Source organism: Psychrobacter sp. 1Y10 (assembly GCF_052259005.1).
Lineage (GTDB): Bacteria > Pseudomonadota > Gammaproteobacteria > Pseudomonadales > Moraxellaceae > Psychrobacter > Psychrobacter saeujeotis.
This window is the reverse complement of record NZ_JBQQES010000010.1, coordinates 65,681-90,091: the sequence shown is the minus strand read 5'-3', so window position 1 is coordinate 90,091 and position 24,411 is coordinate 65,681. Positions and strand designations below refer to the sequence as shown.

The 24,411-nt window shown below is 43.8% G+C and carries 22 protein-coding genes; 11 read left to right on the top strand and 11 right to left on the bottom strand.

Annotated elements, in window-relative coordinates; translation table 11 throughout:
• Nucleotides 1-27 precede the first annotated feature (27 nt).
• From amaB to ACTXGH_RS12495, 7 genes are all read left to right on the top strand, one after another.
• On the top strand, nt 28-1,518 hold the full coding sequence (gene amaB / locus ACTXGH_RS12525) for an L-piperidine-6-carboxylate dehydrogenase (protein WP_439260915.1): 1,491 nt from the start codon (nt 28-30) through the stop codon (nt 1,516-1,518).
• Between the two features lie 217 nt (nt 1,519-1,735).
• Entirely contained in the window at nt 1,736-3,205 is a 1,470-nt protein-coding gene (gene nhaC, locus ACTXGH_RS12520) for a Na+/H+ antiporter NhaC (RefSeq protein WP_439296923.1), read from the top strand.
• 15 nt (nt 3,206-3,220) lie between these two features.
• A complete protein-coding gene (gene amaA, locus ACTXGH_RS12515) occupies nt 3,221-4,507 on the top strand; it encodes an L-pipecolate oxidase (RefSeq protein ID WP_439260913.1) in 1,287 nt (428 codons plus the stop codon).
• Between the two features lie 159 nt (nt 4,508-4,666).
• Nucleotides 4,667-5,518 (top strand): HpcH/HpaI aldolase/citrate lyase family protein, encoded by an 852-nt coding sequence (locus ACTXGH_RS12510; RefSeq protein ID WP_439296924.1) that lies wholly within the window; start codon nt 4,667-4,669, stop codon nt 5,516-5,518.
• Between the two features lie 121 nt (nt 5,519-5,639).
• On the top strand, nt 5,640-6,902 hold the full coding sequence (locus ACTXGH_RS12505; protein ID WP_439296925.1) for an efflux RND transporter periplasmic adaptor subunit: 1,263 nt from the start codon (nt 5,640-5,642) through the stop codon (nt 6,900-6,902).
• A complete protein-coding gene (locus tag ACTXGH_RS12500; protein WP_439296926.1) occupies nt 6,899-8,122 on the top strand; it encodes an ABC transporter permease in 1,224 nt (407 codons plus the stop codon). The genes ACTXGH_RS12505 and ACTXGH_RS12500 overlap by 4 nt, the downstream gene beginning before the upstream one ends.
• A gap of 16 nt (nt 8,123-8,138) precedes the next feature.
• Nucleotides 8,139-8,870: an ABC transporter ATP-binding protein gene (locus tag ACTXGH_RS12495; RefSeq protein ID WP_439296927.1), complete on the top strand. Its 732-nt coding sequence runs from the start codon at nt 8,139-8,141 to the stop codon at nt 8,868-8,870.
• 32 nt (nt 8,871-8,902) lie between these two features.
• Here the strand turns inward: ACTXGH_RS12495 and ACTXGH_RS12490 are convergent, their stop codons facing one another.
• From ACTXGH_RS12490 to ACTXGH_RS12470, 5 genes are all read right to left on the bottom strand, one after another.
• Nucleotides 8,903-9,487 carry a TetR/AcrR family transcriptional regulator gene (locus ACTXGH_RS12490; RefSeq protein WP_439296928.1) on the bottom strand — a complete coding sequence of 195 codons (585 nt, stop codon included), beginning with the start codon at nt 9,485-9,487 and terminating at the stop codon, nt 8,903-8,905.
• A 17-nt stretch (nt 9,488-9,504) separates the two neighbouring features.
• Entirely contained in the window at nt 9,505-10,362 is an 858-nt protein-coding gene (gene yghU, locus ACTXGH_RS12485; RefSeq protein WP_439296929.1) for a glutathione-dependent disulfide-bond oxidoreductase, read from the bottom strand.
• Between the two features lie 38 nt (nt 10,363-10,400).
• Nucleotides 10,401-11,084 (bottom strand): glutathione S-transferase family protein, encoded by a 684-nt coding sequence (locus tag ACTXGH_RS12480; protein WP_439296930.1) that lies wholly within the window; start codon nt 11,082-11,084, stop codon nt 10,401-10,403.
• Between the two features lie 132 nt (nt 11,085-11,216).
• A complete protein-coding gene (locus ACTXGH_RS12475; RefSeq protein WP_439296931.1) occupies nt 11,217-12,476 on the bottom strand; it encodes an MFS transporter in 1,260 nt (419 codons plus the stop codon).
• Nucleotides 12,477-12,980: 504 nt separating this feature from the next.
• A complete protein-coding gene (locus ACTXGH_RS12470) occupies nt 12,981-14,180 on the bottom strand; it encodes a sugar transporter (protein WP_439296932.1) in 1,200 nt (399 codons plus the stop codon).
• 501 nt (nt 14,181-14,681) lie between these two features.
• Between ACTXGH_RS12470 and ACTXGH_RS12465 the strand changes: the two genes are divergently transcribed.
• Entirely contained in the window at nt 14,682-15,197 is a 516-nt protein-coding gene (locus ACTXGH_RS12465) for a hypothetical protein (protein ID WP_439296933.1), read from the top strand.
• Between the two features lie 108 nt (nt 15,198-15,305).
• On the opposite strand, the gene ACTXGH_RS12460 is transcribed toward ACTXGH_RS12465, so the two are convergent.
• The 6 genes from ACTXGH_RS12460 to otsB all read right to left on the bottom strand — a co-directional run bounded on the left by ACTXGH_RS12460 (nt 15,306) and on the right by otsB (nt 21,381).
• A complete protein-coding gene (locus ACTXGH_RS12460; RefSeq protein ID WP_439296990.1) occupies nt 15,306-15,977 on the bottom strand; it encodes a glycosyltransferase family 2 protein in 672 nt (223 codons plus the stop codon).
• 63 nt (nt 15,978-16,040) lie between these two features.
• The gene (locus tag ACTXGH_RS12455; protein WP_439296934.1) at nt 16,041-16,832 is read right to left on the bottom strand and encodes a class I SAM-dependent DNA methyltransferase; all 792 of its coding nucleotides are present in this window, start codon (nt 16,830-16,832) and stop codon (nt 16,041-16,043) included.
• The gene (locus ACTXGH_RS12450; protein ID WP_439296935.1) at nt 16,816-17,634 is read right to left on the bottom strand and encodes a PIG-L deacetylase family protein; all 819 of its coding nucleotides are present in this window, start codon (nt 17,632-17,634) and stop codon (nt 16,816-16,818) included. The genes ACTXGH_RS12455 and ACTXGH_RS12450 overlap by 17 nt, the downstream gene beginning before the upstream one ends.
• The gene (locus tag ACTXGH_RS12445) at nt 17,622-18,701 is read right to left on the bottom strand and encodes an acyl-CoA dehydrogenase (RefSeq protein ID WP_439296936.1); all 1,080 of its coding nucleotides are present in this window, start codon (nt 18,699-18,701) and stop codon (nt 17,622-17,624) included. The genes ACTXGH_RS12450 and ACTXGH_RS12445 overlap by 13 nt, the downstream gene beginning before the upstream one ends.
• A gap of 98 nt (nt 18,702-18,799) precedes the next feature.
• Nucleotides 18,800-20,443: an alpha,alpha-trehalose-phosphate synthase (UDP-forming) gene (locus ACTXGH_RS12440; protein WP_439296937.1), complete on the bottom strand. Its 1,644-nt coding sequence runs from the start codon at nt 20,441-20,443 to the stop codon at nt 18,800-18,802.
• Nucleotides 20,440-21,381, bottom strand: coding sequence for a trehalose-phosphatase (otsB, locus tag ACTXGH_RS12435; RefSeq protein ID WP_439296938.1), 942 nt, complete (start codon nt 21,379-21,381; stop codon nt 20,440-20,442). Before otsB ends, ACTXGH_RS12440 begins: the two co-directional genes overlap by 4 nt.
• Before the next feature lie 312 nt (nt 21,382-21,693).
• On the opposite strand from otsB, the gene ACTXGH_RS12430 reads away from it, so the two are divergent.
• The 3 genes from ACTXGH_RS12430 (at nt 21,694) to rluF (ending at nt 24,410) form a co-directional block, all read left to right on the top strand.
• Entirely contained in the window at nt 21,694-22,338 is a 645-nt protein-coding gene (locus ACTXGH_RS12430; protein WP_439296939.1) for a glutathione S-transferase, read from the top strand.
• A 103-nt stretch (nt 22,339-22,441) separates the two neighbouring features.
• Entirely contained in the window at nt 22,442-23,155 is a 714-nt protein-coding gene (locus ACTXGH_RS12425; RefSeq protein WP_439296940.1) for a DarT1-associated NADAR antitoxin family protein, read from the top strand.
• A 262-nt stretch (nt 23,156-23,417) separates the two neighbouring features.
• Nucleotides 23,418-24,410 carry a 23S rRNA pseudouridine(2604) synthase RluF gene (rluF, locus tag ACTXGH_RS12420; RefSeq protein ID WP_439296941.1) on the top strand — a complete coding sequence of 331 codons (993 nt, stop codon included), beginning with the start codon at nt 23,418-23,420 and terminating at the stop codon, nt 24,408-24,410.
• Nucleotide 24,411: the final 1 nt, after the last annotated feature.

Here is a 24,411-nt window from a genome sequence, read left to right as displayed (position 1 = left end):
TACAAATAACTATACAAGGGATTGAGTATGATTGAGCAATACATGTCTGCCATGGGTGTCAAAGAAGAGCAATATCAACATGGCGATTTTGAAGTCAATACGCCTATAGACGGTACGGTTATTGGCAAAATAACCTTAGATAGCGTCGATGAGGTTAATAATAAAATCCAAAATGCCAAAAAAGCGTTTAAGGAGTGGCGGGTCGTTCCTGCGCCCAAGCGTGGCGAATTGATTCGTCTGCTCGGTGAAGTGCTGCGCGAGCATAAAGAAGATTTGGGCATGCTGGTGTCGTTTGAAGCTGGCAAGATCAAAGAAGAAGGCCTAGGTGAAGTACAAGAGATGATCGATATCTGCGACTTCGCTGTCGGCGTTTCACGTCAGCTCTATGGCTTGACGATTGCCTCTGAGCGTCCAGGTCACCATATGCGTGAGACGTGGCATCCGCTTGGTGTTATCGGTGTCATCTCTGCGTTTAACTTCCCTGTGGCAGTATGGTCTTGGAATACTGCGCTGGCCATCGTCTGCGGTAACCCTGTAATTTGGAAACCGTCAGAGAAGGCACCTTTGGTCGCTTTGGCCTGTCAAGCCATGTTTGAAAAAGCCTTGGCAAAGTTTGGTGAGGCACCAGAGCATCTATCTCAAGTGATATTGGGTAAGGTAGATGTTGGTAATGCTTTAGTTGAAAACAAAGACGTGGCTTTGGTGAGCGCTACTGGAAGCACGCGCATGGGTAGAGCTGTCGGGCCAAAAGTTGCCGATCGTTTCGGTAAATGTTTACTAGAGCTTGGTGGTAATAACGCTATGATCTTGGCGCCGACAGCCGACTTAGATCTTGCGCTACGGGGCATTATATTCTCAGCAGTTGGTACAGCGGGTCAGCGTTGTACCACATTACGCCGTCTCTTTGTCCATGAATCTATTAAAGACGATATTTTACCACGTGTAAAATCTGCTTATGAGACCGTCAGTATTGGTCATCCCTTAGAAGGCAATTTGGTCGGTCCACTGATTGATGAAGACAGTTTTAACAACATGCAAGCCGCGCTAGAAAAGGCTCGAGAAGCAGGCGGCACAGTCACAGGCGGTGAGCGTGTCTTAGCAGACAAATATCCTGATGCTTATTATGTCACGCCTGCCATTGTAGAGTTTGATGAGCAAAACGACGTTGCTAGAAGCGAAACCTTTGCGCCGATTTTATATGTCATGACCTATAAAGACTTTGATGATGCTATTGAGATGCAAAACGATGTTCCACAAGGGCTCTCGTCATGTATCTTTACCAATGACTTACGCGAAGCTGAAACTTTCCTCAGCGATCGTGGTAGTGATTGCGGCATCGCTAACGTCAATATCGGCACTAGTGGCGCTGAAATTGGCGGTGCGTTTGGCGGTGAAAAAGAAACAGGCGGTGGACGTGAGTCAGGCTCTGATGCATGGAAAGCTTATATGCGTCGTCAAACCAACACCATCAACTATTCGACAGAGTTACCACTTGCTCAAGGTATTAGCTTTGGTTAATACAAGTGTGTGCAGTCAGTAATTAAGGTTTCGATTTAATTTGTAGCTTCTATATAGATTGATTGAATATATATTGCTCAGCACAAAACATTACGTACAAATCGCCGGACACCAACTGCCAAGTATACTCCACGTAGGCTTGGCAGACTAAAAATAATAAGCAACTAAGGATTGGTTGCAAGACTTATTGACGACTACTAAGGAAGGTAGATCTATTATGATAGATGACAAACCGCATGACCCCGCGAACGACGGCTATGGTCCGTCTTCTAGTTTCTTGCTTGATATTGCCCCTCTAGTATTGACTGCCATGATTCTTATGGTGCAGTTTTTCGTATTTAAAGACTTTACCCCGCACATACCGCTGGCTTGCGGCATCTTGATCACTGGCTTGTTTATGAAGATGCGTGGTCGTGACTGGCAGGGTATGGAAGAGCGGTTTTTAAAGGTTATTAAGATAGGCTTACCGGCGATGATTATTCTAATGGGTGTCGGTATGCTCATTGGCTCATGGATTATTGCAGGGACCGTACCGACCATCCTTTATTACGGTTTTAGTATTTTTTCTCCTTCCTCTTTTTTATTCTCAGTTTGTATTATTTGCGCCATTATTTCTGTTGCCACAGGTACCTCGTGGGGCACAGTCGGTACAGTTGGTCTCGCGATGATGGGTATCGGTATGGGTCTTGGTATTCCAGCCCACTTTACAGGCGGCGCTATCGTCTCTGGTGCCTTTTTTGGCGACAAAATGTCACCATTGTCAGATACTACCAACCTAACTCCAGCCGCTGCAGGCGTTGAGCTTTGGGATCATATTAGAGGTATGCTGCCGACGACCGTGCCAGCGATGGTTACTGCTTTAGCGATTTATGCATGGATTGGTATGGGCTATGGTGATGACAGTATCGATTTATCTTCTATCCGAGCCTTACAAACAAGCCTAGCTGACAATTACAACTTAAGCATTATTACCTTATTGCCTGCGCTTGTAGTTGTTATCGCGGCTGTCATGAAAATGCCAGCGATACCCACTGTCTTAGGTGGCGTCGTAGTGGCATCGCTTATTGCGTTTTTTCTGCAAGGTGTTGGTGTTAGTGAGATTTTCAACGTCTTACAAAATGGCTTTGTCAGCGAAACAGGTTTTGACGTTGTTGATCAGTTGCTATCAAAGGGCGGCGTCATGTCGATGACATGGGTCATTACCTTGACCATTTTCGCCCTCGCTTTTGTTGGTTCGCTTGAGCATTACGGTACACTAAAAGCCATCATGGCAAAAATCAACCATTTCGTGAAGTCACGCTTAGGTCTGATTTTTACGACTTACGGTAGTGTCCTTAGTGTAGGGACCCTTATCGGAGACGTTTATACGACTTTGGTATTACCAGGACGTTTATTAAAAGAGAAATATAAAGAGATGGGCTATAAGCGCACAACGCTAACACGCTCTATCGAAGACAGTGGTACGCTATTGTCACCGCTTATCCCGTGGAATATGGGTGGTAGCTTTGTCGCGGCTACGCTTGGAATTGCGACATTAACCTATGCACCTTTTGCATTTGCCTGTTGGTTGTCGCCTTTATTTGGCTTGTTATGGGCGTTCCTTGATAAGTTTATACCGCGTGAAGAGCCAACCGTAGAAAAGCTCGACACTGACACTTCTTCTGCTAATTCAATTAGTGAAGTGTGATAAAGGGAGTATGAGATGTTGCAAGAGCAATGTTTATGGAACATGACTGCGCCCAATATTGACACCTACAGCCAGATGAGTAGCGATACCCAAGCGACTATCTGTATCATTGGAGGCGGTTATACAGGGTTATCGGCTGCGATTCATTTGGCCGAAAAAGGTGTTAAAGTTATTTTGCTTGAGAGCCAAACGATCGGTAGTGGCGGCTCAGGAAAAAGCGTAGGACTGGTCAATGCAGGTACTTGGGCACGTCCCGATGATTTGAACATTGCACTAGGCGAAGCGGCAGGCGAGCGTCTGACAGAAGCTCTTGGACAAGCGCCAAGCTTAGTATTTGACTTAATCAAGCGTTATGATATCGATGCGCAAGCCACGCAAGCTGGTAATATTCACATGGCACACAACGCTAAAGGTGAAATCGATGTCGATATCAGATACGAGCAGCTCAGCCGTCGCGGTGCAAATGTTGAGGTGTTAACTGGCAACAAATGTCATGAGTATTGTGGTACCAAAAGTATCAATAAAGCACTGTTAGATCACCGCGCCGGTACCATAAATCCGCTGGCCTATGTCAGAGGACTGGCAAAAGTAGCGACAGATCTTGGCGTGACTATCTACGAGCATTCAGCCGTTGAAGCATTAGAGAAAGTAGATGACCATTGGTACACAAGGACTTCTAAAGCCCGCGTAAAGTCTGAGCGCGTCATTATTGCGACGAATGCCTATACCGAAGGCGAATGGACAGAAATTACCAAGACGTTTTATCTGGTTTATTACTATCAGATTGCGTCCGAACCGCTGAGTGGAGAGGCTGCAGATCGTATTTTACCTTATAAGACAGGCGCATGGGACACGCGACTAGCGTTATCTAGCTTTCGCCGTGATGACGATGATCGCTTATTATTGGGAACGGTAGGCGGTACCCAGCTTAAACCAAAATCTTTTTACCAATCATGGGCCAACGCTGTGCAAAAAAGCTATTATCCAGATTTGCCAGCATTTAAATGGCAATATGAGTGGACGGGCAGCTTTGGCTTTACGCAAGATCATATCTTCCGAGTCATGGAGCCCGATGAAGGCTTACTGACAGCCACGGCTTATAACGGACGCGGCATTACCACAGGCACGCTAATGGGTAAGTGCTTTGCAGACTATATACTGACGGGTAATAGAGAAAGTATCCCTTTACCATTTAAGACCTTAGAAGAAGCGAAAGTCTCTTTTGGAGGAATTAAATCTGGATTTACTGAAGTAGGATTAACGCTGTATCATGCAGGGCAATGTTTAAAAATCATCAGATAAATTGATGAGCATTCTTGTAAGCTATATAAATCAGTAAAGTATTGATTAATAACCGTATTAGCATTATGGTTAAAGCCAGACAGCATTTATGTTGTCTGGCTTTTTTCTTCTATTTTCATCATTCATAAAACAGTTATATTTAAAAAAATGGACACTCACATGCAGGCACCTAGCAATAAAAATCTCACTCATATGGCTAATGTAGTGAATAATAAAACGTGGTTATTCGTCCCAGCGACTCGAATAGATAGGGTAAGCAAAGCCTTTGCTAGCGGTGCAGATGCAGTGATTGTTGATTTAGAGGATGCGGTTGCTCAAGAGGATAAGGGGCAAGCGCGCAAAGCATTGCAAGGATATTATGATAGTGCAGACGATCAACCAGTTTGGGTACGCATTAATCAAGCAGGTAGTACTGATTTTGCTGAAGATATAAAAGCATGCGAGCAGATGCCCAATCTTGCTGGCGTCATATTACCTAAAGCTGAACAGGCCACAGATATCGAATACATTCATCATTTAACCGGATTATTTGTCATTGCACTAATAGAAAATGCCATCGGTTTGCATCAAGTCGATGCTATGGCAAAAGCGACAGGACTGGTCGCATTCAGTTATGGCTTTCTAGACTTATGCAATGATCTGGGAGTCCAAGTAGGGACGCCTGCGGCAGATATCGTCGCCAATCAGATTCGCTATCAATTAATCCTTACTTCAAAAATCAATCAGCTGTCGCCGCCCATTGATACGGTGTATCCCGATTTTAATGATGCCAAAGGGTTGAGCGCGCGCGTACAGCTATGGTCACAAATGGGCATGTCCGGCATGCTCTGTATTCATCCTAAGCAAGTGGTTGTTGTGCAAAACGCGCTGCAACCAACAGATGCTGAAATTGAGTTTGCTAGGCGTGTGATAGAAGAATATGAGCGCAGTGGACAAGCTGTGTTTAAAGTAGATGGTGAAATGGTCGATGCGCCAGTGATTCAGCGCTGTGTACAGCTGTTAGCTAAGTAGGTTGAGAAGAAAATCTACGTTTTATCACACTTATTATGTACACAGTTAAATTTACAATTTTTACATATAAGCCACTTTGTCCGTCGATATACCTGCTTTTAATTTGAACTGGAGAAACCTATTGCGCGCTGTCAACTATAAGTATGTGATTGTTATCGTACTGCTGCTGCTTGCCGTTGGTTTTGTGATATTCCGTTGGTGGCGAGGGCCGTTGTTGCCTAGTTACAGCGTCTCATCCATGCCACTGGTACAGACGGTGGTAGCGACCGGACGTGTAGTAACGACGTCACGTACTCAAGTTGGCAGTGAAGTAACTGGTGTGGTACTTGAGCGCTTGGTACAAGAAGGTGACCAAGTTGCTAAAGGAGATCTATTACTGGTACTAAGTTCAGATGGCGTTGCTGCTCAAGTGCGTCAAGCTGAGGCTGAGTTGGCTGAACTTATAACTAGTACACGACCACAAGCCGTAGTGGATTTGTCCAAAGCGAAAGTTCAGCTAGCGCAAGCTCTTCGTAACGTAGCACGTCGGCGCGAGTTGGCAGCGATTTCGGCAATCTCAGATGAAGAGATGGAGCAAGCAGAGCAGATGGAAGATCAGGCTCGTAATGATCTTAAAGCAGCACGCTTGCGAGCAGAAGCATTAGCATCTGGCGGCGTTGAGGAGGTTTTACTACGTGAGCGTATCGCTGCCTTGCAAGCGCAACTTGATAAAACTGAAGTACGTAGCGAGGTATCAGGGACGGTATTGACCCGTGATGTAGAGCCTGGTGATTTGGTGCAGCCTGGTCGAACTTTATTTACCATTGCGCTCGATGGAAGTACGGAGATTGAGGTGCCACTTGATGAGCGCAACTTGTCACGGCTAGCATTGCAGCAAAGTGCGATAGGCGTCACTGATGCCTATCCAGACAAACCTTTTCCTGCTCGTATCAACTTCATTGCACCAAGCATTGACTCACAGCGCGGTACAGTCGAGGTTAGATTAAGCGTTGATCCAGTGCCTCAATTTTTGCGTCAAGACATGACGGTATCGGTAAATATCGAAACAGGTCGCCGCGAGCAGGCGCTAGTGATTCCGAATGATGCTTTAGCGAATGTTCAAGAGGATAATGCCCAAGTACTGTTATTGCATAATGGTAAAGTACAACGGCAGAAGGTAACTTTAGGCCTGCGTGGCTTGGCAATGTCCGAAGTTAACAAAGGTTTAAACGTTGGCGACCAAGTATTAGTTGATGCAACTTCATCATTAGCTGATGGCGCGCGAGTACGTACTGAAGTACAAGAAATGCCATTCTCTGAAAGTAGCAATTATTCAAATAGCAACGTTTCAACTAACGATAATAATTCAGTTACCCGTAATGAACCAGCGGTGAAATTAAATTGAAAAATTTCTTCGGGCGACTATGGATTGAAGCAACCATTGCGATGAGTTTTTTGCGCGAGGGGCGTGCGCAGTCGCTAATGATTACCGTAGGCGTAGCAGTGGGTGTGGCTGTTATCATCTTTATTACGGCTCTGGTTCAGGGGTTGCAGTCTAATCTTATCGAAAACACCCTTGGCACTCAGGCGCATATTCGTTTATTGTCACCGGATGAAGTCAATCGGGTGATTCCGCCCAAAGTCGGTACTGTACAGTTAATACAAGAAGATAAACGCCCACAGCGACTACGATCAATCAATAACTGGCAACAGGTAACGACGACTTTGGATCAGTTGCCATTGTTGACGGCAGTATCACCGACGGTATCAGGGCCAGCATTTGTCCGTCGCGGCGATGCATTAGAGTCGGTAGCACTTGTTGGTACCGACCTTGAACGTTACCAGAAGATCATTCCGCTGGAAGATTATCTCATCAGTGGCGAGCTGCGAGTAGGCGCTGATGATGTGCTGATTGGCAGCGAATTAGCAAAAAACTTAGGGGTACAAGTAGGTAGTAAGCTGCGCATAGAAACTGGGCAACAGAATAGTGCAGTAGTAAATATCGTCGGTATATTTGACTTAGGTGTACGTGAGTTAGATGCTCGCTATGTCTACTTAGATTTGAAGCAGGCACAGTCGCTACTCAGTCTCCCAGGCGGGGTCACCGTAATTGATTTAACCGTCGCAGACATCTTTGCGGCAGAAGATATCGCCGCACAGGTAGGTCGCTTGACTTCATTGCAAGCAGAGAGCTGGATTGAGACCAACTCGCAACTGATGAATGCGCTTTCCGCGCAAAGCCTATCTACCAATATGATTATTGTCTTTGTAGCTATCTCAGTGGCCTTTGGCATTGCGAGTGTGCTGTCCGTCAGCGTTGTGCAGCGCACTCGAGAGATTGGTATTTTACGTGCAACTGGCGCTACCCGTCAGCAAATCTTACGAATTTTTCTGATTCAGGGTGCAGTCTTTGGTTTACTTGGATCAATGCTAGGTAGCGTGGCCAGTTACGCTCTAGTATGGGTGTTTAATACTTTTGGACCAGGTTTATTTTATATTCCAGTGTCTGCAAATTTGATCATGCTGGCAATGCTACTAGCGACGCTCACTGGTATTCTGGCTGCCGCGATACCATCACGTCGAGCCGCTGCTCTGGATCCAGTAGTGGCTATTCGCTATGTTTAATCATGAGCCTAATACTATGTCTGACAATACATCTAATAACTTTCATAACCCTCATGAAGTCCTGCGTTTAGAGGCGTTGAAAAAATCTTATAATATTGGTCAGCCTAACGAGATTGAGGTATTGCATGGTATTGACTTGCGCATTGATAAACACGACTTTGCTGCACTGATTGGCCCCTCTGGCTCTGGGAAAAGCACGTTGCTAAACGTGCTTGGCTTGCTCGATAAGCCGACCAGTGGTGAGCTCTATCTGTTAGGTCAGGCCACTAGTAATATGGATGATGCTAGACGTACTGCCTTGCGAGGCCATAGTATTGGTTTTGTCTTTCAGTTTCATCACCTCATTCAGGCGTTTACAGCGTTAGACAATGTGTTGATGCCACTGATGCTGACTCAAGGTCGCCCAGATAAGTTGGCGATACAAAAAGCACGTGACTTGCTGACTGCAGTTGGGCTGGAGAAGTTTGCTGATACTAAGCCGAACGAGCTTTCGGGTGGTCAACAGCAGCGAGTAGCCATTGCAAGAGCGCTTATAACGGAACCTCCGCTATTATTGGCTGATGAACCAACAGGTAATCTAGATACAGTCACAGCTGCTGAGGTGTTTGAGCTGTTTCGCAAGGTCAACCGCGAACGTGATTGCGGCGTGCTTTTAGTCACGCATGATCCTCGTCTATCAGCGACTTGTGATCGCACGATCAATTTGGTAGATGGGCTGATCGAAAGTGACACGTTAAATATAAAATAAGACTGGTGCTTATCTTATTAGAAAATACCTTATTAAAGAATACCTTCGAATATACCATCAATGTACTTTTCTACCGCATCCGTATCATTACTGACTTGCGCATAAGTTCTTAAACCCATTACTTGAATTTGAAAGTAGCGGGCCAGTTCAGCTGGATCTTTATTATCGCTAATTTCACCATTATCGATGGCTTGCTGAAATGTATTAATAAAAGAGGCTTCAACACGTTCTAAAATGCTGGTTGCATGAGCAAGCAAATCTGGACTGTCGTTTTGCGTGAGCTCACCGACGGTTTTAACAACCATACACATGCCGCTGGGTGCAGTGCCTTTACTACAAACAGTGACGCTATGAATAAATCGCTTTAGGCCAGCAAGTACTGTCTTTTCTTGCGCAATACTATTGGCAAGATTGGCAGCACCTTCTCTAGCATAGCGATTTAATGCCTCTTTAAACAAATTGTCTTTATTACCAAAAGCGGCATAGATACTACCAGGGCGCATATCGACGACATCTTGCAGATTTCTCATAGAGGTGGCGTGATAGCCCTTTTCCCAATAGAGGTTTTTGGCTTTTTCGATGACGTCATCACGATTAAACTTCGCTTGTGCACTCATAATTTTCACCTTACCGCTCATTTAGGTTTTAATAGTAACACTTTATCGATATCTGTTGCATTATGACGGTTTTTTAATTGTTCCCAGACTTCACCCGATGTACGGTTAACGATACGACCACGTTGTACGGCTGGACGTGCTAATACGGCTTTTGCCCAGCGCTGTACATGGGTGTAATCATCGACTTGCAAAAAGTCCTTGGCCTCATACTGATTACCCAACACCAAATTGCCATACCAAGGCCACGTGGCAATATCAGCGATACTATACTCATTACCGGCGATAAATTCATTTTTTGCTAATTGCTTATCGAGTACATCTAACTGGCGTTTGGTTTCCATCGTAAAGCGATTGATGGCATATTCAAACTTTTCGGGCGCATAAGCATAAAAATGCCCGAAACCGCCGCCCAAGTATGGGGCAGAACCATGCAGCCAAAATAACCAGTTAAAGACTTGGGTACGTTTGCTGCCTTTTTTAGGTAGTAGTGCGTCAAACTTTTCAGCAAGATAAAGCAAAATAGAAGCCGATTCAAATACCGTTTCAGGCTCAGTGCCAGAGTAATCAACGAAAGCTGGAATTTTAGAGTTAGGATTAATATCGACAAAGCCTGATGAAAACTGATCGCCGTCACCAATATTAATCATATGAGCGTCATATTCTGCGTCTTTGCCCAGTGCTAGCAGCTCTTCTAGCATGATAGTGACTTTTTGACCGTTAGGTGTGCCCATTGAGTAGAGCTGCAAAGCATGTTCACCTACTGGTAATGCTTTTTCATGGGTAGCACCTGAAACGGGGCGATTCACACTTGCCCATTTACCGCCACTCTCTGCATCATGTGTCCAGACTTTTGGGGGTATATATTGGTTTTCCATTTTTATTCCTACTTTTATGTGTATTCTTATGTTTGGGGTTATCCGATGTTTTTCGCAAAGTTTTGTGGATAGAGGGCACGTGCAGCTACATCATCAAAGTCAGATTTGAACTGAATGTCTTTAGCAATATTGCGAGCCTTATCTACCGCAGGACGAGCGTTTATACTAGCAAACCAACGTTTAAGATTAGGGTAGTTGTCTAACCCTTCTTCGCCCAATACAAACGTTGCCTTATCGACCCAGCCCCAAGCGGAGATATCCGCAATAGAGTAGTCATCACCAACTAAATATTCACGGCCTTCCATATGCTTATCTAGCACTTCGTAATGACGCTCAGCCTCACGAAGATATCGATTGATCGCATAAGGAACTTTTTCGGGTGCTTTATGTCTAAAATGCACGGATTGACCAGAAAATGGGCCTAAGCCGGTCGCGACAAACATTAGCCATGAGAGCATTTCACCTCGATCTTCAGCCTTTCCAGCAAGCTTGCCTGTTTTTTCAGCCAAGTACATCAAAATAGCCGTCGAATCAAAGACACGGTTGCCATCATCTTCGATAGCGGGCGTTTTACCATTCGGGTTAATCGCATGGTATTCAGACGTGTGCTGTTCACCTTTCATGGTATCTATTGGCATTAATTCGTACGCTAAACCCGTCTCCATTAAATAAAGAGCCACTTTCATAGGGTTTGGGGTTTGATGAAAATAAAATTTAAGCATGTTGATATCCTTAGACGGCTCGAAAGGTTTAGGTGTTAGTCTTACAGCCACTATAAAGAAAAATGAACGACCGTTCAAGTTATTTTGAGCAATCGTTCATTTTATTGGCGCTAACTATAACAAAGCCTTTTGCTAAGCAGATTTTTGCGGACGTAACAACAAAGCAAGTCCAATCGCTATAAAGGCTGCGATGCCAGAGACCATATAACTGATGCTAAAGTCGCCAGTAAGCTCTGCAAGATAACCTGCTGCCACTGGCCCAAGCGCCTGTCCGCCCGAAAAGGCAAAAGTCAGCGCCGCCAGCGCACTTGCCGCCGCTGCAGGCCCAAAATAATCGCCAGCACAGGCCGCCATAATGACAGGAACGCTCCAAACTACTAAGCCAAACAAGATAATTGACAAGTAAAGCCCTAAAGTCCAATCAGTCAAGCCAACCAGAAGATAAGCGATGGCAAGGAAGAAAAAAGCCAGCGCGAGCCCAAGGCGTCTGCCAATATGGTCAGAAATCCAGCCAAACAACATGCCTGAAAAGACACTAAGCAGACCAATCCATGCCCAAATACCGCCTGCAGTCGCTTCACTTAGTTGATACGATCCCACCATGCTAGTGACGATAAAGGTCACGTAAACCATATAAGTAGCGCCGTAAATGGCAAAGATGATACCCAAATGTACCAGCAGCTTGATATTAGCGCGTTCTAGCTTTTTCTTATTTTTTACAGGTGAGGTGGGTACACGTCCAAAAGGATTTTGATTGACATCGTCTGGATGATTGCGAATCAAAGTGAAAGTAAGCCAAGCTACCACGATATTGATAACGGCAAAAATTAGCCAGCCCGTCTGCCAAGACAGTAGACCAGAGATAGGTAAGAGTTTTGGTACGACGAAGCCCGATAGAATAATGCCAAAGCCAGGGCCAGCCATAACGAGTCCTAAGGCGAGCCCACGATGCGAAGGAAAAAACCAATGTGACATGACGCTCATCATTGGTAAGACCACGCCGCCGCTACCAATACCAGTCAATACGTAAAGTGCGCAGAGTAGGGGAAAGCTTGTGGTAAAAGCCATACCAAGCATAGAGACTGCGATTAAGAGAAGGCTGGCAGTACCAATGATTCGAGTACCAAATCGAGGTATAATGAGCGGGCTTAAAAGAACGGCAACGAGGTATCCTATCAGGTTGGTGAATCCCAATATTCCGCTTTGAGTATAATTTAATCCCAAAGAAGACGACATCGATGGTAGCAACATACCAAATGCAAATCGCCCTAATCCAAGTCCACAGAACATCGCTATAGAGCCTGTAGCGGCTACAATCCAAGCATAATTTAACCCGCCTAGTCTGAGAGGAGGAGTGCTATGTTTATCTTGTTGAATGATGTCCTCAGGCATTGTGATTCTCCGAGTGGCCGAAGAAGGTGAATGTCACGCTCACAATACGAAGGGTAGATAGAGATAAACCGAATGACGTAGCTATTTTTCTTGAAAGATTGCCCATTTTACACTTATCCTTGTGTGTTTGATGCAGTACAAACGAGTCCGATAGCAATGAGTATAGCTTTGCCTGAACACTCGTTCAATAGAAGTTATAGAAGTTTATGTAAATTGCTAAGATATAGTGGTGGGTAGCATAAAAAAATGCCAACCCATTTAAGTGGCTGGCATGTGGCTGGTTCTTATCTGATTGCGTTAATTTTGATTATAGCCAGTTCATTATAAAAAGGTTACAGTGAGACTGGGATAAATTTTTTGCCGCATCTGTCGGCGCAGGCACAGCACGCAAGAAAAATTTGTACCAGTCTAGCGAATTTATGCAGTGTATCTCTTTTATTTAGTAACGTAACGACTATACTTGCGGTTACTTACGGTTAACAGCAGTAACGATTTGGGTGTTTGTTAGCCAAGTCTTCTACTCAATTCAGAAAAGCGCTTTATCATATAGAGCATGAGTAGCAGAGCCACACTAGCAATAGCGGCCCCAACATAGCCCACGCTTGAGAGAGATAAATGCGTCACCGCGTATCCACCAAAGAGCGCACCCGTACCAATCCCTAAGTTGATAATACCTGAAAACATCGACATCAGCATGTCTTGCGCATTGACGTCGACCATAATGACTTTGGCTTGCATGGAAATAATCAGCAGCATTAGTGCCGCGCCCCATAACAAGGCAATTAGGCTGAGTGCCCAAATGGAGGTCACGACGAATAACAGGAAAAGCATAGAAAAAAGCATTAATATCGTCGATATCAGCATCAGCCGTGTGTTAAATCGATCACCCCAGCGACTGAATATGACACTGCCTACAATTCCTGCAACGCCGAATAGCAGGAGGACGACCGTCGCTGAATTTTCACTGATGGCGCCGACTTGTCGCATAAAGGGCTCAATATAAGAGTAGGCGGTATAGTGCGCAGTAAAAACCAGTAGAATAAGCAGGTAAAGACAGACCAATAAGGGATTTTTTAATAGCTCGGGAATTTTTCTAAAAGAGCCTTCAAACATACTGGGCAAGGTCGGTAACAGCTTCGCTTGTAGAATGAACACAATGAAAGCAATTCCGCCAATGCCACCAAACGTCGCACGCCAGCCAAACCACTGCCCGACCAAGCGCCCCAAAGGCACGCCCAGCACCATCGCTAATGAAGTGCCCGTCGCAAGCACACTTAGCGCCAGTGCTTTTTTGCCTTCAGGTGCCACGCGTATGGCGATCGCGGCGGTGATGGACCAAAATATTGCATGCGATAGCGCGATCCCCACTCGGCTGATCAGCAGCACATCAAAGCTCCATGCAAAGACTGAGAGCACGTGGCTGGCAATAAATACCGCAAACAAACCTAAGAGTAAGCTTTTACGCTCAAAGCGACTGGTCAGTAGCATCAGCGGCAATGACATAGCCGCGACAATCCACGCATAAAGCGTCAACATCCAGCCAGTCTCAGCTGTAGTGATAGAAAAATCTTGGGCAATGTCACTGAGTAGAGCGACGGGGACAAATTCTGTGGTATTCATGATAAAGGCACTGACGCCCATCAAAAATACTTGAAAATACTGAGTCCGGCGAGCATCTGGGCTCGCCTCAATGTTGTGTTTCATAAGATCCAATACAAGAAAATGCTAGAGCGTGTCCTCACTCGATAAATAATAAAAATGAGGACAAGCCCTAATACGATAAGAAGATTAGCCAATAAAGGGGTAAAAAATGCTGTGTGGTAAACACCTTTGGCAATATAGGAATGGCGAGGCAAGATACCAAGACCGTGACATTAGTTAAAGGGCTTTTTTGCTAATGATTGTTAATAAGTAGTTTAGCGTTATATGTTACGGACTAACAATAATTCTAAAAAAGAAGCACACATATCAGTATTTATTTCTTAGCAGTTGATGTGCTATTATCATTCAACAAACTATCGTGGGTTTAACAGTTTTGACATCGCTAACCATACTTATAATAAATGGTGGCGTACAAACCTTGCAACTTCCAGCGCGATATAAAACAATCCTGGTAAAGCGCATGAGCCTGTACTCCGACGTCCTCATTTGTGCCTGATATCATAATTTTTGTCGGAGTTATAGGAATCTAAGGTGTTCAATATCATGAGCCAATCAACCAATCCATCCAAATATACCCGCCGCTATCATCCGCGTCATTCTTTAGCACAATATGCTATCACTCAAATAGACACGCTTGAGCTGCGTGCGCAGGACATTATCAAAGCTATGGGTTATCCTTTAAAGCATACTATACCTGCTTGCGAGCGCTTACGTCATGTATTGTGTCATCGCTATCTTGGGCTTGATGGTAGCTATATGGACAAATATTTTACAGCTGATGAGTTTTTAGCAAAGCTATTCACGGTACTTGAGTTGCCTTATGAGCCATTCGCAGAATATATCGCACAGATTAAATATGAGTTGGCACATGACCCTAATTCTCTACCAAAGCATCACTTACAAGCAGAGGTAGGTTTTGACTGTGTCGATACAAATTGGGTATCTTGTGACGCAGCCTCACGTTTGGCTCAGCTACGGCTGTCATCAGCGTTTGCCACATTGGATGAAACTGAGCGACAGACAATTGTTCAAGAACGTATTTGCGAGTATTATCAGTAGTAGGTGGTGATCTGTCTTAAAGCGATATCATCAAGTGGTATTAATTATCAGTCAAGAGAATCAAGAGATCGATAATGTAGAGCATAAGTTGCCATGCCCTAATGACAACTATAAATTGCTTTGTTCCAAATTTGATAAAAACGCGGCAAAACCGTCATTTACCCGGCCGTTTACCCGGCTACTGGTGATGACTCGCACGCGATTGCTCCAAGTGATAGCATAACCTTGGGTCTCAAATTTTTTGACCAAATCCACATCTTCATGACATGGTAGGAGACTAAAGCCACCAACGGCAAGGTAAGCTCGACTACTAAAACTCAAATTTGCTCCATGAATATGCCGATGTCCCATCTTGTCTTGATAGTGAGCAACATAATCGTGTCGCGTTTGCGGTGACAAGTTTGTCCAGTCATCGATACTTACCACACCGCAAATCATATCAGTCGACTGCTGAGTTATATGAGCAATTTGATGCACCAGCCAATCTGTAGTCACAACCGTGTCAGCGTCTGTACAAGCAATCCACGTCGCGCCCTTTGCGATCGCATGTCGAATACCCAAATCTCGCGCCCGTCCCACACAGTGATACTCACAACTTATATGATTGACTGCTAGGTGTTTGACAATAGAGAGGGTGCCATCGGTGCAGCTATCAAGCACGACAAGTGGATATGCGGTAATGATCGAGGGGAGTCGTTCAATGGCAGTTTGCACCGACTCTAAGCAGGCGCTAATAGTCGATGCCTCGTTGTGAGCGGGAATCACTATACCGATTTTTATATCGTTCATAAGTTTCTCATTGTTTAGCGACTGGTCTTACTCCGTCATACTTCATTATATTCGTCATATCAGATTTTCTTGCATGGCGACCGAGCGCGGAGAGCGCTGCCAAACGTCTAATAAAAAATCACAATCTACAATCTGGCTTTGATGATTAAACATTGCTTGCGGCGTTTCTTTGTCATTTATAGTATGAAAGGTTTGGTGCAGACGTTGATGTACTGTCTCGCCCGTCATCACAAAGCCATCAATACTATATCGCCAATGGCAGAACAGTATAGTGCCACCTATTGCAAGGTTTTGCTGAGACCAAGCAATAACCTTATCGATATCAGTGGGCGATAAATAATACAAAATCTCACTAATAACAATTAAATCAAAAGGAGGGTTATGTGCGCCTGAAACCTCTGTTCCTGATAAAGGATAGGCTTCTAACAGTGTATCTTGTAAATTCAATAACGTATTAGGAATAATCCCTTGAATTACCTTAGTATGAGCGTGATTCGTCAAGCGTTGTTTGGCAAGTGCTACCGCCTGATGATTGCCATCTACGCATGTCAAAGTCTGACAACGTTGGGCCAATAACTCGCTAAATACGCCATTGCCAGAGCCCAGCTCAATGGCATTGTTATACTTTGCCTGTGGTAGTATTGCTAGACAGATATTACGTTTTCTTTTTTCATACCAGCGGGTTTGATACTCCCATGGATCAGTGTTGTCGTTATATAAGGCATCAAAATACGTTTCTGAGTAGGCATCAGTATGATTATCAATATGAGTAAAACTGTCCAAAGTTGTTTTGGCGTAACTATCAGCAAGATCAGCTGATGACGTCGATTTAGGTGAGTGGCTCATATAGATAAACTTCCCAAGGTTGGCTAATTCTAGCAATGGTTTGAGCAGATAAAATAGGGGGGTTGCCCGTACTTTCATCAACGGTAATTTGACTGTCAAAACAAGTAATGGCTTGGCTTTTACGCTGTAATTGCTCAGCGTTCAAATCGACTCTAACGGCATGATGCCAAGGAATGCGAGTGTCGGCAGGCTTAGCCCAGTGCCATGCCCAAATCAGTACCTGATAACACGCTAGATGCCGCTGCTTAGCAAATGCAGTGACCACACGCCCTGTCGCCTCATGATCTGGGTGGCCGTCGTGCATAAAAGGCGTCACTAAAATATCATCAGGCTGGATAATAGCGGCCAGTTTTTGCTCAAACTGCTCTTGTTCGGCAAACACATCGCCATCTGTCAAATTTAGCGCAACGATGGTCACTTGGTGGGCAATGCCCAATACTTCTAACGCTGCTAGGCTTTCTTTTGGACGGATAATATCAAGCTGCTGCGGAGGATAAATCTGTGAGTCTGGATGGCTTTGCGTGCCATTGGTCACGTGAATCAGAATAATAGGATTGCCATTAACCGCTACTTGCTGTAGCAAACCACTAGAGCCCAATATTTCATCATCAGGATGCGGGGCAAAAACGCACACCCGCTGCTTTGGTGAAAAACGCTTGGCAATATCTAACCGAGGTAGGTTTTGTAGCCCTTGCCAGTTTTTCCAACTCTCTATACTGGTGCCATCGCCTGCTATCATACGATCGCCAACGATTGGATGATGACTCTCAGACGTAGCCATATTAGAAATTACAGTTGCCATATATTTACCTGCCCGTCTGTTAAATCACTGGTTGCGCTAGATAGCTCGCCAATTTTTTGTAAATCAAACGCGCCATGACTTTGACGGATAAACACGCTTAGATCTGCTGATAATCTTGCAAAATGCGCGTTACCACAAAATGGTGCTGCGCCCAATGCTTGTCCAGCACTCTCTATTACTTGCCGAGCGACTTGCTCGACATGCGCCCTTAATTCGCGAATAGCCAACTCATGGGACAGCGTGGGCTGGGTATCTATAAGTTGAGCGACATGATGAAAATACTGTTGAGTCACACTCAATGCTGTACTGACTTGCCCTAAATACATGGCTTTATAGTCGTTTGGTTTTTTTTGATAAGACTGCATTAAATAAGTGGCTATACATGAGGCTGCGCCATACCAGCAAGCAGCAACTCCTGCCGCTCCATGCCAAAATCCTACGCGCTCTAGGTACGCATCGGCTTCCCCAGCAGTATTAGCCGTTACTTGTTCGAACGTTATAGCGGCAGTATCAGTGGCTTGCATACCTACTGCTTGCCATCCACTATTATCAATCGCAATGCCATCTTGCTGCATATCTACGACAAGCAGTTGTGAGCGCCCATGCTCATCTCGATAAGTCATTACGCCATAGTTGACAATATTCGCGCCTGAACACCACGCTTTTGTGCCACTTATTTTGCCTTGCTGATAGCGTATGGGGTGAGGGTGACCCTCTGACGCCCAAACTGCACATAGCCCTTTTACTGCTTTGCCATAACCCAATTCGTGCAAGATGCTTAGGGCATCTAGGTGCGACTCAAACCACTTTACAATCGTTAAGTCGATACTGGCAACATAGGCCAGCACTTGCCAACGAACCAAAGTGCGTGAGTTTGATTCATTAACACTATCAGTACCGTTGGCAGGATGTGGGATTTCGTCACTATAAGTGATTAAGACATTCAATATGTTACGGCGCAATTCGTCCGTTATAATAGGCAAGTCAGTATCTGTTGAAACGGTACTTATCACGCCTTTTATAGCGGATTTAATGTCCTGCAATAAAGTATCTTTTGCATCCAGCATAAGGGTTCCCTAATTATTTTTATAAATCACTTATTGGTACTACGCTCAAGGACTAGCTATGGGTTAAACGTCGTTAATCATAAACCAACGACAAAATATCATCGGTATAAATCCTCTAAGAAGTCTTGCTGCCAAGCTTGTAAGTCATACTCCCAAAGACCTTGCAATAACGTCTGATAGCGAGACTTACGTTCTTTTAAGGGCATTGTTAGAGCGGTTTTTAGACCTTCTATAATGCTCTTTGGATTGTGCGGGTCGATGATAACAGCTGCCTGCATTTGCTCAGCCGCTCCTGCATAGTCAGAGAGTAGCAGTACCCCAGGATTGTCTGGATTTTGTGCGGCAATATACTCTTTGGCGACTAGGTTCATACCGTCTTTGAGCGAATTTACCCAGCCAATATCGCTGTACCAAAACGCTGCCATCAATTCTCCATGATTTAACACGCTTTCACTATAGGTAATCGCCTGCCAATTATTCGTAGAGTCAAAAGTATCGAGATTACATGCCTTTACATCATCAATTTTAAAAGCATCTGATTGTACCCCAATCAGTGAAAATTGCTGATTTACCTCATTGACAGTCTGTCTAACATCGTCATAAAGCCGCTGATAAACAGGTAGATCTAAGCGACTAGGACAAGCAATTTGTATCAATTTTAGCTGATTTTGATAGACGGGATACTGCTGCAAAAACTGGCGATAGGCCGAAAAACGCTCTAACAACCCTTTGGAGTAATCAATTCTATCTACCGCGATTATCTGCTGGACGGCTGTTTTTATATCAGTCTTTTCTGGCATTTGTCTTTTATATTGCGAAGATAAATATGAAGATGAGTTGATGACCTGTTGTTGTATTTTGTCGACATCTATACCGATTGGATAAGCATCAATCATTATATGGTGCGGAGCATCTGAGTCTAGGTTAAGCTCCAACTGCGCACCAGTCGTTCGATTGGACTTAGCAAAATTTTGTGCTGTATGTGCAGGGTTATTTGTAGACTCTTTGAGCATATTATTAGTTTTTAACATGCTATCGGTTTTTGACATACTATCGGTTAAGTGGCGGGTATTTAAATAGCTGTCCTTTAAATAATGGTTAAAGACCGCCAGACAATTTTCTTTATCTTGCTCAGTTTGTGTACCGAATACATCGTAATGAGCAAGGTGCTTAATCAATTCAGGACTTTGATCAAGCTTTTGCCAAAATGTGAGGGGAGCAAACGGGATGTGCAAAAACAAGCCGATACGGTTATTTAAGCCCAGCTGCCTACAATAATATGCCACACTTAAAAAGTGATAATCATGTACCCAAATGACATCATCAGGTTGAATAATCTTTTTTAATTGTTTGGCAAAAAGTTGGTTGACCGCTTGATAGCCTGCGTAATCTTCTGGCGCTTGGCTAATCAGATGGGCTTGCTCGTGCAACAGCAACCACAATACATTGTTAGCAAATCCGCAATAAAAATGCTGATATTGTTTAGAGGTGAGGGCAGTGGTCATATAAGTGATGTTCTTATTCGCCACTTGAACATCGGCATCGGTTGCAGTCGCTTGTCCATTACAGTTAAACTCATTGTCAGCACTGTCATCGCAAGTGTCCACAATATCACTATTCCAGCCCATCCAAATGCCTGAGTTTCCTATTAGCATGTCATGCAGGGCGACGGCAAGTCCGCCTGCCATTGGGTTGTTATCGGGCATTTTTACCCGATTGGATAAAACGATTAAGCGGCTCATATAAGACATCTCGTTGTTTTTTTAGTAACAAAGGCATTTGGAGCGGTTGATTCAGATAAAAGAGTGGCCCTGCTTTGACAAAAGTCTAAAAAGCTACGCAGTAAAACCGTTACCTCAGCAATGTCATGTATGTAGTAATAAGCACAAGTGGCTTCACTACCTACTTTAATGCCCATGCCTTTTATAGGCTGATCAAGATGAGTCAAAGATGTATTTTCGCTTAGGGCATCTTCTTGTTGTATGGCTCTAAATCCCGCCTCATCAGTGATATCATCACCGATAAAGATAGGACAAAGCTTATGATCAGTTTGCATCTTTTTTAATAAGGTCAAAATAGCTGCGCCTTTATCAGCCCCTTTTGGTACCGCTTCCCAGACATATTTGCCTTGTTTCAATGTCCAATTAACACGATTTTTTACCGTTTTTGCCATAATGGCATACGCGGTGTCAGTTAAGTTGGGGTTTTGGCGATAGTGCAGAGCGACGGAGTAAGGCTTATCTTCTATAGTAAAGTCATCATAAGGTTTGCAAGATTGGATAATGGCCAGTTTGATGGCACTAAGTTCAGTGTTATCACATTGCAAAGTATCTGTATTGTCGTAGCTTGTACCTTGAGCTTCATTACGATCAAATTCTATTTCGAGACCATGAGTGGCTGCAATCGGTACTTGTATAGGAGATAGCATTTGCTTTGCTTCAGCCAAGCTACGTCCCGTCACAACACCTATGTCAACGCCGCAACTTTGTATGTCTTTTATGAGGGACAAGGTTGTATCAGGAATGCTGCTGTCTTTTGGATCAAGCGTAAAATCAGCAAGCGTGCCATCGATATCTAAAAACAAGCAATAATCCTGCTGAATAGTCAGATAATCAGCAAAATCTCTTGGTTCGATATACACCGGTGGTATATTTAAACGAGGGTTTTTTGCTAAAGTCACACTTTTCCCCTTTTAGTTAATAAGTCATCATATTATATCGTTGTAATTTGACTTTACTTAATTTTGATACAAAATAGGCTTTTATCTCTAAAAGTGAATATATCTTTAAGTATCTGTTTATAAAATAATAATCGATGAAGTCTGGTGATAAGTCTGCCACAAACCGACTCACACTGCGACACAGCGAATGTGTCATTTAGTATGAATTTTTTTAGTGTAAAACTTTTAATGTATCAAACAATGTGGTTGATGATAAGATAATAGACTTCATCTTTAAGCTCATTCATCCAGATCCAATTGCGAAAAATATTTATGACTTCCTCACTTCATCGCCTGTACTCTTTTCGTCGCTGTCCTTATGCCATGCGTGCTAGGCTTGGTATCTTATTTGCTGAGTTGCAAGTGGAGCTGCGAGAGATAATATTAAAAAATAAACCGCCACAGATGCTAGCGATTAGCCCAAAGGGAACTGTGCCTGTTTTACAGCTTATAGATGGTGAAGTTATTGAAGAGAGTCGAGAGATCATGATATGGGCGCTTAAGCAAGACGATCAGCAAGGGCTACTTGATACAGAAGTTATTCACCAAGCAAATGCGTTGATTGACAAAAATGATAATGAATTTAAACATTGGCTGGATCGTTATAAGTATGCTGATCGTCACCCTGAGATGACCCAAGAAGCGTATCGACAACGGGGTGAGGCGTTTTTGCATGTTTTAGAAGAACTGCTAACCAAGCATACTTATCTTTTAGGGGAGAGCATAACCATTGCTGATATTGGGATTATGCCTTTTGTTCGTCAATTCGCTCATGTGGATCGCGAGGTTTTTTATAGTCTGCCTTATCCAAACCTGCAGCGCTGGCTACAGCATTGGTTGGCGCACCCAGTATTCATACAAGCGATGACGAAGTATCAGCTTTGGCAGGAAGGAGATGAAATGGTGGTTTTTCCATGACCAGTAATGTTCCTTCTTAAAGGCAAGCACTAGCGTTATGAAAGAACATTTATACAAAACTATTGATATAATGCACATTGTTACGAAATAAAGAAATCAAATTATGGAACAAAGACAAGACGCTGTAGAACACAAACCCGTATTTATGCCTAGAGTCAACAGTGACAATCTGGTAAAAACAGATATGGTTAGGTTTGAGCGGCATGTGGGATTTGCCAGTCGGCAAAAGAAAAAATCCATCAACGATATGCATCAAGTCATTCGTAAAAAATATGGATTCAACCACGTCTTAGAGCTATCTAGTAAGTCTGGCAATAAGCTAAGTTTTTTGCTCAGTCCACTTAGCTTAAAGCTCACTGACGAGCACAATGGCGCGCAGCATAATGTCGAAAACATCTTTCAGGCGAGCAAGGTGTTTGAACATGGTGGTCCCTATAGTGACTTGCTGACAGTGCCACCAAGACAGGCCAAAAAAGACGAGCGCTTGCAATCGTCTGGTGAGCTCATTGGTTACAATGATTTTGGTATGGAGTGGAATCTAGAGCCGCTGACTGCGTTTTATGATTGGCTGTATGTTAACGCACTAAAGCAGAACACTCAGCTCCACGAAGAGGTCATGCAATATCAAGCCTTTACAGATATTGAATTTAATCCCAAAAAGTCTATTCATTGTCCGGCTTATTCGCTGGCGATGTTTGTAGCACTCAATAAACGCGATTTACTTGATAACGTTGAAGACCCAGGAACGTTTTATGACTTACATACTGAGTTTAAATTGAGTAATACAGCCCATCTGTTAGAAGAAGGGTGGTTTTGAATAGTTCGACTAGAGATTGGCTTCGTTTGTCCGTCACACGTCTTTCAATTTGTATAGGTTTTTTGCACTTTTGGCATCATTAGAAGCTGTTTGACAAAACTTCGATTTGTACGATTATGCACATGTTTCTAGATTTTGTTCTCTCCTTTAAAATGGGTACTGAATTTCCTATATAATGTGAGCCACCTCGCTGATGATAATCCACTCAATTTAGTCTTTTTCTTAGCAAAAAAGGCTTTTTATTAGGTAAAAATGGCACTTTATGTTTAACACTTCCTCGACTCGTTTAAATAAATACATCAGCGAAAGCGGTATTTGCTCCAGGCGAGACGCTGACCGCTTTATTGAACAAGGTAATGTCTACCTCAATGGTAAGCGTGCTCAAGTAGGCGATCAGGTGGTTGCTGGAGATACGGTAAAAGTCAACGGACAGCTCATTGAGCCGCGAGAGGCCGATGATTTTGTTTTTATTGTATTGAATAAGCCCGTGGGTATTGTAAGCACCACTGAAAGTTCTGAGAAAAATAACATTGTCGATTTTGTTAGACATGGGGTACGTATTTTTCCAATTGGTCGTTTGGACAAAGATTCCCAAGGTTTAATATTTTTGACCAACAATGGCGATCTAGTGAACAAGGTTTTACGTGCGGGTAATAATCATGAAAAAGAGTATTTGGTGACGGTTAATAAACCGATAACCGATAGTTTTATCGAGGGTTTGGCAGGCGGTGTGCCTATTTTAGGAACGATGACCAAAAAATGCCCAGTGACTAAGGTGGCACCCACCGTATTTAACATCACGCTAGTACAGGGGTTAAACCGTCAAATTCGCCGGATGTGTGAGCATTTTGGTTATGAAGTCGTGAAGCTTGAACGTACGCGGATTATGAATGTGACTCTTAAGGGTCTTCCAGTTGGAGATTGGCGAGATTTAACTCCAAAAGAGTTGTCTGTTTTACTTAACTCTATAGAAGATTCTTCTTCGCAAGACAAGAATGCGGCTAAGAAATCTCGCAATAAACCAAGAAAAAATGCTCGTACTAATAGCTCGTCAAAATCAAAAGCGTCTTCTAAATCAACAGGCGCGGCAAAGGGGAATAGTAAACATCCTAGAGACGGTGCCAGAAAACCATCGGGTTCTAAAGGTGGGCGTCCTTCTGGCCATGGTAAGAAGTCTGGGGGCAATGGCAAACCTGCAGCAAATGGCAAGCGCCCTGCAAAAGGTCGAAGTTCTAAGCGCTCTTCACGGTCGTAGT